We start from the raw sequence: 11,233 nt of genomic DNA, 5'->3' as shown, positions 1-11,233 counted from the left end.
GCTGGCGGCGCCGCGCTGGGCGGTGGGCTGGGTGCGGCCGCCGCCGGCACCGTCGGCTTGGCGGCATTGCCGGTGTCGGTGTCGCTCGAATGACACATGGCGACGAACCCGAGGATCACCGCGGCCACGGCGACCAGCGCGAGCCTGGCCGTACGGGGTTTGACCGTGGTAGCCATCGGCGCGCTCCGATCGTGATAGCGATGGGTTCGGCCAGGCATACCCGTTCGAAGCGAGATATCACCCGACCGTAACCGAGATCACTAAGGTCGCGAGCCCGCGAATTGGTGTCTTCCCGGGACCGCACGCCGCTTACTCCATAACGTTCGCCCACCCGATGTGCGCTTGTGTCACTCACCCGGGTGAATGATCGGTCGGGGTGATGACTATTCACCCCGACGCGCGTCAAGCTCACTGATGAGCGGACCGCCTAACGGGGTCTCGACGCAGAATCACAGGAGTGCCACGACGTGCCCATCGACTTTGACGCTCAGAGGGTAACGCCGATGCCCAATGGCTACGGCGGATGTCCGCCGACGTCAGTCCACTGCGTCCGCGCGGCGAAGTTCGACCGCCAACCGATCGATGCCGCGAACACGAGTTCGCCGGTTCAGATTGGACGGAATGAGTGTCCGCGCGGCGCGGTCGATGGTGCACTTGCCAGCCCAATCGGCACCCCGCTGGGGGGTAACCCGGCAGTGGCTCCCCGTGGCATCGAACATCTTGATTTCGCCCCTCAATGTCAGATCGCATTCTTGGACAACGGATTTCGATGCAAACAACCGGCGGAGGCCTATATCGAATTCCACATGGTCGGTCACTGCAAGCGCTTTGACTGTGACGAGGCCGGCAATGCGTGCGGCTTCGTGTGCGCCGGCCATCTCGACGCGTTGGAATACACGGCCGAGTGCACGGTGCGCGAGTTACGGCCGGCGGCGCCGGTGCGGTGGCTTTCCCGCCGCATCGCTCGATGCCCGACCTGCGACCGGTCGATCGTGTTCGTCTCCGACATTCTGCAGGTTGTGGTGATGCTCTAGAAACCCCGACACTGGAGCTGAACCCGAAAAGCTAAGTGCTGTCAGCACTATTCGTTGTGTAATCACAAATCATACGAAGGAGAATTTCATGAGGGCGATACGTCTGTACGCGGACGGACTACGACTAGAAGAGATTGCCCAACCCGAGCCCGGGCCGGACGAGGCGCTTGTGCGGGTCCATGCCGCGGCGATCACACGGGGTGAGTTGGCCTGGCCGACCGATCGGTTGCCGGCGATCCCCTCATATGAGCTGTGCGGTGTCGTCGAATCGACCGGCGAGGAGGTCATCGCGCTGACACCGTTCGACCACGACGGCGTCGCCGCCGAGTGGGCCGCGGTACCGAAGTCCCTGCTCGCTCCGAAGCCATCCGCGCTGAGCCGCGAGCAAGCCGCGGCGCTTCCGATGACTGGACTGACCGCGTTTCAGGCGCTGGTCGTCCACGGCAAGGTCACGGCCGGGCAGCGCGTGCTCATCACGGGCGTGCACGGCGGCGTCGGGCACATCGCCGCTCAACTCGCACGGCACCTCGGGGCGGTTCTGGTCGGCGAAGGAGAGGACTGCGACCTCCTGTTCGACACCACCGGCGGTGAGGCGCTTGCTCGTAGCGCAGAGCGCGCCGGGCGCATCGTGACGATCGCGGCCGAGACGCCGGGCGCGCAGTACTTCGTTGTGGAGCCGAACGGAGCGCAGCTCGCGGCGCTTCCGGAGCTGCATCCGCAGATCGACACGGTCTTTGCGCTGAACCAATTCCAAGAGGCTTTTGCGCGCACCGAGCAGCGCGGGAAGAAGGGGAAGGTTGTGCTTCGCGTCGCCGAGGCATAGGCCAACCGGCCAACTCGGCGACCACTCTATGTCGGTACCACCCCCCGGCCGCGATCGTCGCCTTCTTTACCGGCGTTGCTTTCCTAGTGGGTCACTTTTTCCGGTATGAGTTTTCACGATCTGAAGGAGGCGACATTGGATGATCACCGTCACGTCGAATGGGACCCCCACACCCGACGCATCCTGACGGCCCGTCTCCAGTTGCGCCCATGGCAATTCGAAGACGACCGTGCCGCTTACGGGATATACGGAGCGCCAGAGGTTTCGCGTTGGCTGTGTCCGGCGCTGCCGTTGATCGCCGACCGCGCCCACATGCGTCATCTCTTGGGCGAATGGATCCGGCAGAGCGACGGATCCGGCCTGCCCGTGGGACGGTGGGCGATCACCGATAGGTACTCCGGCGACTTAGTCGGGGGAGTGGCACTGCTTCCTCTACCACCCGGCTGCACCGATCTCGAGATCGGCTGGCAGGTTGCGCCGGCTCTATGGGGGCACGGTTTCGGTGCGGAGGCCGGTCATGCGGTGGCGCATCAAGCATTCACAAATATCGGTGTCAGCGAGGTTTTCGCAGTCGTGCGGCCAGGCAATGATCGCGGAGTGGCTACGGCTCGACGAGTGGGCATGGAATGGGTCGGTGAAACCGACAAGTACTACAACCTGACCCTTGAGGTCTATCGACTAAACAAAGCGGACCTTGATCTGCCAGAGCCGGCGTGTGCGCAGGCTCCGTAAGCGGCCTAGCCTGGATGTAACCTAAGCAGGAAGTTGGCCAAGCTTTTGTCGCGACATCTGGAGGCTCAGCCACTCACCACCCGGTAGAAGGTGGTCTGGGCCTCGCCGTCCTGAGCAAACTGTGACAAGGCTTCCACGCTGAGCGCGAAATGATCGGTTTGAACGTGGAGGTCGACCCCGTGCTGGTTGCGGAACCGCTGATAAAGTGTGAAATGCCCCGGCCGATCGCGATCTTCGTGCAGCCTAAAGGTGCTAACGGCTCCTTCGGCCAGCGACGGAGGAATTAACCCAACGAACGCGCGTCGCAGGTCGTCTCCCTTGCCCGGCAAAGCCACGGCCTCGGTGATCAGCACTACTTCTTCATCTGGCCCGTACATGTTTGACGCTCCTTCACTGTCTTCTCAAGGGCTTCGACATCACGGGATCAAGTAACTACCTCGCCGGCGCCATCATTCTTGTACCGCCACGTCGCAATTGATGGTGCGTCACCCGCAATGGAATTGACTGCCGGGGATATGGCGGCCTACTTGGTGAACGACATTCGCCATCGCTTTGCTCCGCATCTTGTCGTGAGCATCGCCAAGACTCTAGGCAAGCCTACCCCCTCGGTGATTGCGGCCACGCTGAATTACCCACTGCGCATTCATAAGTCAGCAGACATAGCCGGCCTCTGAGCGTCCCCGCGGAGTCGATGTTGGCCTCGGGGATCCACTCACCCGGGTGAATCGACGCAGGGGTGATGACGGCTCACCCCGCGACGCAGCAGACTCGACGGCAGTTCGACTTTGACATCGGGGCGCCGGACGTCGACGCCAAGGCTACAAATCGCGTTGCCGGGCAAAGGCGATGGCCCAGCGGCGAGCCGTCGAGAACGATTAACAGAAGGGTCTCACCATGCACTTCGATTCCAAGAAGGTCGTCGTCGTCGGGGGCAGCGCCGGTATGGGCCGGCAGGTCGCCGTTGACGTCATGCGCCACGGCGGTAGCGCGGTGATCATCGGACGGTCGAAAGACCGTGTGGATGACACGGTGACCGAACTGACGGGCGAAGGCGGCCAGGCGTGGGGGATCACCTCGGAGCTGACCGATCGCACCGCGGTCGCCGATGTTCAGCGCGCACTTTCCGAGAACCACAGCGATGCGACGCTGCTCGTCAACGCGGCCGGATTCTTCATCCCCAAGCCGTTTCTCGAATATGACGCGCCGACCTATGACTCGTACATGGAGCTCAACTATGCCCTGTTCTTCCTGACGCAGACCGTTGTCGCGGGCATGATCGCCAAGGGGGAGGGCGGGTCCATCGTCAACATCGGCAGCATGTGGGCACACCAGGCGATCGGTCTGACTCCTTCGTCGGTTTACTCGATGCAAAAGGCCGGCCTGCATGCGCTCACCCACAACCTGGCCATCGAGCTCGCCGGCCACAACATTCGCGTCAACGCGGTGGCGCCAGCTGTGGTCAAGACCCCGCTCTACGAGGGCTTCATCCCGAAGGACGAGATCGACGCCACGCTTGCCGCTTTCGCGCCGCTTCATCCGCTGGGACGAGTCGGGAACCCTGCCGACGTGGCCAACGCAGTGACGTATCTGCTGTCTGATGCGGCCAGCTGGGTCACCGGTGCGATTCTCAACGTCGACGGCGGCATCATGGCCGGGCGCAACTAAACAAGCCTGCCCGAACGAAGGAGACCAGATGTCACACCAATACCGCAAGAACCCTGCCGCGGTCGACGCGCTCAGCCCCCAGCAATACCACGTCACCCAGGAGAGCGGCACGGAGCCTCCGTTCACAGGCGAATACTGCGACAACCATGAACCAGGCATCTACGTCGACATTGTTTCTGGCGAACCACTCTTCGCCTCGGTGGACAAATTCGACAGCGGAAGTGGCTGGCCCAGCTTCACCCGGCCGATCGACTCGGACAGCCTGGTTGAGAGGCGCGACCTTAGCCACTTCATGCAAAGGGTCGAGGTGCGCTCCGCCCATGCCGACAGTCATCTGGGGCACGTATTCACGGACGGCCCCCGAGAAGCGGGCGGCCTGCGCTACTGCATCAACTCGGCATCGCTGCGATTCATCCACCGCGATGACCTGGAAGCCCAGGGTTATGGACGATATCTGCGATTGTTCGCGAACGACGTATCGGAACAGGCCCAAAGCGTCGGCGAGCGACAATCATGACCGGGCACGACAAGATCGCTATTCTCGCGGGCGGGTGCTTTTGGGGCATGGAGGACCTCTTCCGCGCGCAGCCCGGCGTGGTGACCACCCGTGTCGGCTACACCGGTGGCAGCAACACACACCCCACCTACCGCAATCACCCCGGGCACGCCGAGGCAGTCGAAATCACCTACGACGCAGACCAGACCGATTATCGGGCGCTGTTGGAATTCTTTTTCCAGATCCACGACCCGACCACCAAGAACCGTCAGGGCAATGATGTCGGAACCAGTTACCGGTCGGCAATTTTCTATCTGGACGACGAGCAAAAGCGAATCGCAACGCGAACCATCGCCGACATCGAGGATTCCGGGAGGTGGCCCGGCAGAGTCGTCACCGAGGTGAACCCGGCCGGTGAGTTTTGGGAAGCCGAACCCGAACACCAGAACTACCTGCAGCGCTACCCATCGGGCTACACCTGCCACTACGTCCGCCCCGATTGGACGGTACCCAACCGCGGTGACGGGGCAAAGGCCGCGGCGGCTGGACGCGACAAGCCGGCTTAGCAACGACATGGGCTCGGTAACACAAGACAGGGCGACAGCCCCGCCGCATTGGCAGGTGCTGTTGAGCGCGTACGCGCCGCTGGTGCGTTCTGGCACAGCATGCGCCGTGGGGTGGGTTCTACCGCGGCCCAGCGATGGGCGAGCGGCGGCGACGGGATGACTCAGAACCCGAACCTGGCCGCGTTGTCGGCGGCGGGAGTGTCGGTTTGGCTGGACGACTTGTCCCGCGGTCTGCTGCAATCCGGCAAGCTGCGACAGCTTATCGACACGAGAAGCGTTGTCGGCGTGACCACTAACCCGTCCACCTTTGAGCATGCACTTGCAAACGGCCGCGCCTACGATGGCCAGATCGCCGAGCTGACGGCCCGCGGCACGGACATCGACACCGCGGTCCGCACGGCGATCACCGACGACGTCCGGGCGGCCTGCGATGTCCTGCGTCCACAATGGGAAGGTTCCGGCGGCGTCGACGGAAGAGTGTCCATTGAAGTCGACCCGTCGCTCGCGCACGACACCGATGCGACAGTCACGCAGGCGGTCGAGCTGGCCAAGATTGTCGACCGGCCCAACGTGCTAATCAAAATACCGGCCACCGCCGCCGGTCTGCCCGCAATCACCGCGGCGTTGGCCAAGGGTGTTTGTGTCAACGTGACGCTGATCTTTTCCGTCCAACGCTACCGGGCGGTCATGAACGCTTATCTGGCCGGCATCGAAACCGCCCGGCACGCGGGCACCGACCTATCCCAAATCCATTCGGTAGCATCATTATTCGTATCCCGGGTGGACACCGAAGTCGACAAGCGACTCGAGGCAATCGGGACCGATGAGGCGCTCGCGCTGCGGGGACAGGCGGGCATCGCCAACGCCCGATTGGCCTACGCCGCCTATCAGCAGGTCTTCGAAGCCGAGCCGCGCTACGCGGCGTTGCGCGCCGCGGGTGCTCGCCTGCAACGACCACTGTGGGCCTCCACCGGAGTGAAAAACCCCGCCTACCCCGACACGATGTACGTCACCGGACTGGTGGCGCCCAACACCGTCAGCACGATTCCAGAGCCCACGCTGGAGGCGGTCGCCGATCACGGCGTCGTCGTCGGTGACATCGTGACCGGCAAGGCGGCGCAGGCCCAGGAGGTGTTCGACCGGCTGACCGCCCTCGGCATCGACCTGCACGATGTGTTCGCTCTCCTGGAACGCGACGGGGTGTCCAAGTTCGCTGCCTCCTGGTCGCGGTCGGTTCAACGCTAACCATGCTTGCCGTGTGCTGAGCGCTTGTTGTGTTCATCGGGCCAGCTGATCTACCGGTCGAGCAGCATCAACTCGCTACCCTCGCCTCGTGATTAGTTGGCGAGCTGGATAGCAAATCGCGCAACTGTTTTCGGCCGCGATTGAGCCTGGAACTTACGGTTCCTGGTCCGGTGTCCGTCAGGACGGCGATCTCTTTATACGTGTATCCCGCAATGTCGGCGAAATACACCGCGATGCGAAACTGCTCAGGCAAGAGCATCATTGCAGCCTTGAGGTAGGGGTCTGGCAGCATCTCGAGCGCCTGGTCCTCGGCCGACCGTAGGAACCGATGGGTGCAGGGGGCATTGACCACGAGCTGTTGATCGGTGATCTCACCAGCCGGATGCTGGGCGGGACGGCGCTTTTGCCGCCGATAACTGCTGATATGAGTGTTGGTCATGATCTGCCGCAGCCATGCCTTGAGGTTCGTCCCGGGCTCGAATGACCCGAGACCGGCATACGCGTTGAGCAGCGTTTCTTGCACCAGATCCTCCGCATCCGCTCGATTGGAGGTCATTCGAAGAGCGTGCCGATACAGCGGCTCAAGGAGCGGGGTGATGGCGCTTTCAAACTGAGCGTTCAGCGCGCCGGCTGGCGCCTTCGTCGATTCGGCTCGTACGTAACCCACGTTATTCTCCCGCTATCGCGAAATGTAGTGGCGTGGAGCGTGGCTCGCCCTCGCGCGCACCAGCCAAGCAGGCCGCGGGCGCGAGGCAAGGCCTGTCCTGCTCGACGGGCCGGCGTCTCACGGACTGCGCCAACCAAGTGCGTGAGCCGCTAGCTGCACGTGCGCCTGTCATCGCATCTAACCTCCACAGCACCTGCGCTTGCCAACCTGGTGCCAGCATCGATCACCGCGGGGTGAGCAGTCATCACCCACCGGGACATTTCATCCGGATGAGCGCCCGCGCCGCTGCCAGGTCAAGTTGGCCGCCAGATCACCCGGGTGATCGACCGAGGTGGACGACGACAGCTCACCCTTCTGCGCGCCATGATCACGACGTCGATGGCTGTGCAGCTGTGTGTTGTTGTCGAAACCTTTGCAGTTACGGAACGGAGACGGTGCCGGGTGGGGATTTCTGAATTCGATGATGTGCAGGCCCATCTGCTCGAGCCAGAAGAAAGCTTGGACTCAGAACAGACGGGCATCGACCTCGACGAAGGTTACTCGCCTCCGGAACGCCCCCGCGAACTGCGAGCGTGGGGACTGACCGCGAGGGAAGCGCGCACCCATGAAAGTCTTGCGCGCCGACTGGCCCGTGAGGTGCCCGACGTGACCGACCAGTGGGATGGCGACGGGATTGGTGATAGCGCCGACAGCGACGGTGAGCCCATCGACGATCAGGTCGGCGATATGCGCGCAGGCCGGCTTGTCGCCTTCGACGTCGATCCAGCTGATCCGGGTGCGGATTACCTTGCCCACGACGTCGGCATCGACGGCGGCGCCGCCTCGGCGGAGGAAGCCGCCATGCATATCGTCGTCGACGACGAGCGCGGGTGAGGTATGGCGTCTCCGATGACCTACCGTGCGGCCAGTGGGTGAAATCTGAGCCGTGGTAACCCGCATTGTGATCCTTGGCGGTGGCCCGGCCGGTTATGAGGCAGCGCTAGTAGCGGCGGCACGAGGTCCTGCCGTAACGCGCGTCACCGTTGTCGATTCCGACGGGGTCGGCGGTGCCGCGGTGTTGTGTGACTGCGTGCCGTCGAAGACCTTTATCACCTCGACGGGGCTGCGCACCGAACTGCGGCGGGCGACCAGGCTGGGTTTTGACGCCCACGTCGACGACGCCAAGATTTGTTTGGCAGAAGTCCACCAGCGGATCAAGGCGCTCGCCGCTGAGCAATCGGTGGATATCACGGCCCAGCTGCTGGCTGTGGACGTTGAGTTGATCGCCGGCCGCGGCGAATTGGTGGATGCGGCTCCCGGTCTGGCGCGCCACCGCGTCAAAGTCACCGCGCGTGACGGCAGTACGACGGTGCGCGATGCCGATGTCGTGTTGATCGCCACCGGCGCCAGCCCCCGGATCCTGCCGTCGGCACACCCCGACGGCGAGCGGATCTTGACCTGGCGCCAGCTTTATGACCTGGACTCGCTGCCCGACCACCTTATCGTGGTGGGTTGCGGGGTGACTGGTATCGAATTCGCCAATGCCTACACCGAGTTGGGTGTGGCGGTAACGCTGGTAGCGAGCCGCGACCGGGTTTTGCCGCACGAGGACGCCGACGCCGCACAGGTGCTCGAGGAATCTTTCGCCCAACGTGGCGTCGAAGTAATCAAGGGCGCCCGGGCAAAATCCGTGAGGCGCACCGACGGCGGGGTGCTCGTGACAATGGCCGACGGGCGAACGGTCGAAGGCACCCACGCGTTGATGACACTCGGGTCAGTCCCCAACACCGGCCGGCTAGGCCTACAGCGTGTGGGCATCGGATCAGGGCCCGGCGACTACATTGCAGTCGATCGCGTATCGCGCACATCGGTCGCGGGCATCTACGCGGCGGGGGACTGCACCGGTCTTTTGCCGTTGGCCTCCGTTGCAGCCATGCAGGGCCGCATCGCGATGTATCACGCGCTCGGTGAGGCCGTGAATCCGCTGCGATTGCGTACCGTTGCGGCGACGGTGTTCACCCACCCGGAGGTCGCGGCGGTCGGTGTCTCGCAGGCCGCGATCGACCAGGGGTCCATTCAGGCCCGCATCATTATGCTGCCGTTGAAAACCAATGCGCGGGCGAAAATGTCGGAGCTGCATCAGGGATTCGTCAAGCTATTTTGCCGACAGGACAGCGGCGTGATAATCGGCGGCGTGGTGGTCGCGCCGATCGCTTCCGAGTTGATACTACCGATCGCGATCGCTGTTCAAAACCGCATTACCGTCGATGATTTGGCGCAGACGCTTGCGGTATATCCGTCGCTGTCCGGTTCGATCACCGAGGTGGCCCGCCGGCTCGTAGCCCGCTCCGAGCTCGACTGATGCACGAATTCACCAGGTCGACGAGGTGCGCCGCTCGCACTCCCTCGAAGCACGCGTCACTCAGCCCGCACGAGCAGTCGATTCGGTGTAGCCGGATTCCGGATTGAGCATTATCACCCGGGTGAATCGGCCTGAGGAGTGATGACAGATCGTTGGCGTCGGGCGATGCTCGTGCTGGATATCTCCACAGCTGTCTACCGCGCCGCAGTCGCGTGGTCACCGAGGAGCACGACAACGTCGTGCGATCGATCGTCAACACCACGTCGCCACCCAGATGCCAAACAGGAGAAGAGATATGAAGCCGGTCTCGGACCGCCGTCAACCGCAGAAGGCGCCACCGACCACCTCGGTTGTGATCGTCGGCAGCGGCTTCGCCGGTTTCGAGTGCGCGCGGCGACTGGCCCGACGGCTTGATAAGGCGCGCGCCTCGGATGTGAGGGTGACCATCGTTTCGGCGGTCGATTATCTGCAGTACACGCCGTTGCTGGCGGATGTGGCCGGTGGGCTGGTGGACCCCCGGTTTGTCTGTGTCCCGCTGGCCGGAACGCTGACGGGCGTGCGGGCGGTGCGTGGATTGGTCGATAGCGTTGACTTCGATCGGCGTCTACTGTCGTTCACCGATCCGGAGGGTCGGCGAGGGACGCTGTCGTGGGATCGGCTGGTCTTAACACCGGGCTCGGTGACCCGGCTTTTGGATACGCCGGGTTTGGCCAAATACGCGCACGGTCTGAAGTCGACGGCCGAGGCGCTGTATCTTCGTGATCGTGTGATCGAGCAGTTGGAACTGGCTCAGGTCGACGAAAACGAGGCACGCGCCGCAGCGCGCCGCGCGATTGTCGTTGTCGGTGCGTCGTATTCCGGTTCCGAATTGACGGCGCAGCTGCGCGCGCTCGCCGACGCAGCGGCGAAGCAAATGGGTTTCGATGGGGCCTCTGTGCGGTTTGTGCTGCTCGACTTGGCGGACCGAGTCATGCCCGAGCTGGGGCAGAAGCTCGGCGACGCGGCGATGCGTGTGCTGCGCTCTCGCGGGGTCGACGTGCGGCTGGGGACGACCATCAAGGAGGTCCACGCCGATCATGTTGTGCTCAGCGATGATTCACGCATCGACACTTACACCGTGGCGTGGGTGGCCGGCGTGACCCCGTCACCGCTGATCGCCACACTGGGCTTGGAGACGGAACGGGGCCGGCTGAAAGTGCAGGCCGACTTGCAGGTACCAGGTCATCCCGAGGTCTTTGCCGCGGGCGACGCCGCCGCGGTCCCGGACCTTACCCAGCCGGGCAAGATCGCCCCGCCCACCGCCCAGCATGCGAGTCGGCAAGGTAAGACGTTGGCCCGCAACGTCGCCGCCAGCCTCGGCTACGGTGTGCGGAAGGATTACCGCCACAGCGATCAGGGCATGGTGGTCGACTTGGGTCCACGCTACGCCGTCGCCAACCCGCTGGGCATCCACCTATCGGGCTATGCCGCGAAGTTTGTCGCCCGCGCCTACCACCTTTATGCGCTTCCCCGGCTCGTCAACCGCTGGGCAGTCGCGCTGGCGTACCTCACCGACGTCTTCTTCCCCCGCACCGTGTTGTCGATGGGATTCGATCCGGGCACTGACGCCGAATACACGGCCGGCGCAGTCGTCCAGCTACCGAAGGCGGCCGGCGCGGAATGAC

13 protein-coding genes are annotated in these 11,233 nt (G+C 63.6%); 11 read left to right on the top strand and 2 right to left on the bottom strand.

Annotated features, from left to right (window positions below; all coding sequences use genetic code 11):
• Window positions 1–467: 467 nt before the first annotated feature.
• The 3 genes from A5702_RS27105 to A5702_RS26045 all read left to right on the top strand — a co-directional run bounded on the left by A5702_RS27105 (window position 468) and on the right by A5702_RS26045 (window position 2,589).
• On the top strand, window positions 468–1,034 hold the full coding sequence (locus tag A5702_RS27105; RefSeq protein ID WP_231965202.1) for a hypothetical protein: 567 nt from the start codon (window positions 468–470) through the stop codon (window positions 1,032–1,034).
• Window positions 1,035–1,122: 88 nt separating this feature from the next.
• Window positions 1,123–1,857, top strand: a complete 735-nt coding sequence (locus A5702_RS24640; RefSeq protein WP_082956191.1) for an NADP-dependent oxidoreductase — start codon at window positions 1,123–1,125, stop codon at window positions 1,855–1,857.
• Window positions 1,858–1,962: 105 nt separating this feature from the next.
• On the top strand, window positions 1,963–2,589 hold the full coding sequence (locus A5702_RS26045; protein ID WP_082950413.1) for a GNAT family N-acetyltransferase: 627 nt from the start codon (window positions 1,963–1,965) through the stop codon (window positions 2,587–2,589).
• Window positions 2,590–2,654: 65 nt separating this feature from the next.
• On the opposite strand, the gene A5702_RS24635 is transcribed toward A5702_RS26045, so the two are convergent.
• On the bottom strand, window positions 2,655–2,966 hold the full coding sequence (locus A5702_RS24635; protein WP_067275652.1) for a putative quinol monooxygenase: 312 nt from the start codon (window positions 2,964–2,966) through the stop codon (window positions 2,655–2,657).
• A 117-nt stretch (window positions 2,967–3,083) separates the two neighbouring features.
• Between A5702_RS24635 and A5702_RS26565 the strand changes: the two genes are divergently transcribed.
• From A5702_RS26565 to tal, 5 genes are all read left to right on the top strand, one after another.
• Window positions 3,084–3,263, top strand: a complete 180-nt coding sequence (locus tag A5702_RS26565) for a hypothetical protein (RefSeq protein WP_156669740.1) — start codon at window positions 3,084–3,086, stop codon at window positions 3,261–3,263.
• A gap of 220 nt (window positions 3,264–3,483) precedes the next feature.
• Complete coding sequence (locus tag A5702_RS24630; protein ID WP_067824254.1) at window positions 3,484–4,254, top strand: SDR family NAD(P)-dependent oxidoreductase; 771 nt, start codon at window positions 3,484–3,486, stop codon at window positions 4,252–4,254.
• Window positions 4,255–4,282: 28 nt separating this feature from the next.
• Window positions 4,283–4,771 carry a peptide-methionine (R)-S-oxide reductase MsrB gene (gene msrB / locus A5702_RS24625; protein WP_067275645.1) on the top strand — a complete coding sequence of 163 codons (489 nt, stop codon included), beginning with the start codon at window positions 4,283–4,285 and terminating at the stop codon, window positions 4,769–4,771.
• A complete protein-coding gene (msrA, locus tag A5702_RS24620; protein WP_067824252.1) occupies window positions 4,768–5,316 on the top strand; it encodes a peptide-methionine (S)-S-oxide reductase MsrA in 549 nt (182 codons plus the stop codon). Before msrB ends, msrA begins: the two co-directional genes overlap by 4 nt.
• A 156-nt stretch (window positions 5,317–5,472) precedes the next feature.
• On the top strand, window positions 5,473–6,561 hold the full coding sequence (gene tal, locus A5702_RS24615; protein ID WP_068224601.1) for a transaldolase: 1,089 nt from the start codon (window positions 5,473–5,475) through the stop codon (window positions 6,559–6,561).
• Between the two features lie 67 nt (window positions 6,562–6,628).
• Here the strand turns inward: tal and A5702_RS24610 are convergent, their stop codons facing one another.
• Window positions 6,629–7,228, bottom strand: a complete 600-nt coding sequence (locus A5702_RS24610; protein ID WP_067824247.1) for a sigma-70 family RNA polymerase sigma factor — start codon at window positions 7,226–7,228, stop codon at window positions 6,629–6,631.
• A 447-nt stretch (window positions 7,229–7,675) separates the two neighbouring features.
• Here A5702_RS24610 and A5702_RS24605 point away from each other — a divergent pair, with 447 nt between their 5' ends.
• The 3 genes from A5702_RS24605 to A5702_RS24595 all read left to right on the top strand — a co-directional run bounded on the left by A5702_RS24605 (window position 7,676) and on the right by A5702_RS24595 (window position 11,232).
• Window positions 7,676–8,101, top strand: coding sequence for a DUF5709 domain-containing protein (locus A5702_RS24605; RefSeq protein WP_369817976.1), 426 nt, complete (start codon window positions 7,676–7,678; stop codon window positions 8,099–8,101).
• A 52-nt stretch (window positions 8,102–8,153) separates the two neighbouring features.
• Window positions 8,154–9,569 (top strand): NAD(P)H-quinone dehydrogenase, encoded by a 1,416-nt coding sequence (locus A5702_RS24600; protein ID WP_068224596.1) that lies wholly within the window; start codon window positions 8,154–8,156, stop codon window positions 9,567–9,569.
• A gap of 295 nt (window positions 9,570–9,864) precedes the next feature.
• Window positions 9,865–11,232, top strand: a complete 1,368-nt coding sequence (locus A5702_RS24595) for an NAD(P)/FAD-dependent oxidoreductase (RefSeq protein ID WP_067824235.1) — start codon at window positions 9,865–9,867, stop codon at window positions 11,230–11,232.
• The last annotated feature ends 1 nt before the right edge of the window (window position 11,233 follow it).

This window comes from Mycobacterium sp. E3339 (genome assembly GCF_001666915.1).
Lineage (GTDB): Bacteria > Actinomycetota > Actinomycetes > Mycobacteriales > Mycobacteriaceae > Mycobacterium.
The sequence above is the reverse complement of the archived record's forward strand: the minus strand, read 5'-3'. Positions and strand labels throughout refer to the sequence as shown.

Excerpts from the sequence above, each read along its gene's own strand:
- A5702_RS24640 (WP_082956191.1), top strand. The coding sequence starts at position 1,123 with ATGAGGGCGATACGTCTGTACGCGGACGGACTACGACTAGAAGAGATT.
- A5702_RS26045 (WP_082950413.1), top strand. The coding sequence starts at position 1,963 with ATGAGTTTTCACGATCTGAAGGAGGCGACATTGGATGATCACCGTCAC.
- A5702_RS24635 (WP_067275652.1), bottom strand. The coding sequence starts at position 2,966 with ATGTACGGGCCAGATGAAGAAGTAGTGCTGATCACCGAGGCCGTGGCT.
- A5702_RS26565 (WP_156669740.1), top strand. The coding sequence starts at position 3,084 with ATGGAATTGACTGCCGGGGATATGGCGGCCTACTTGGTGAACGACATT.
- A5702_RS24630 (WP_067824254.1), top strand. The coding sequence starts at position 3,484 with ATGCACTTCGATTCCAAGAAGGTCGTCGTCGTCGGGGGCAGCGCCGGT.
- msrB (WP_067275645.1), top strand. The coding sequence starts at position 4,283 with ATGTCACACCAATACCGCAAGAACCCTGCCGCGGTCGACGCGCTCAGC.
- msrA (WP_067824252.1), top strand. The coding sequence starts at position 4,768 with ATGACCGGGCACGACAAGATCGCTATTCTCGCGGGCGGGTGCTTTTGG.
- tal (WP_068224601.1), top strand. The coding sequence starts at position 5,473 with ATGACTCAGAACCCGAACCTGGCCGCGTTGTCGGCGGCGGGAGTGTCG.
- A5702_RS24595 (WP_067824235.1), top strand. The coding sequence starts at position 9,865 with ATGAAGCCGGTCTCGGACCGCCGTCAACCGCAGAAGGCGCCACCGACC.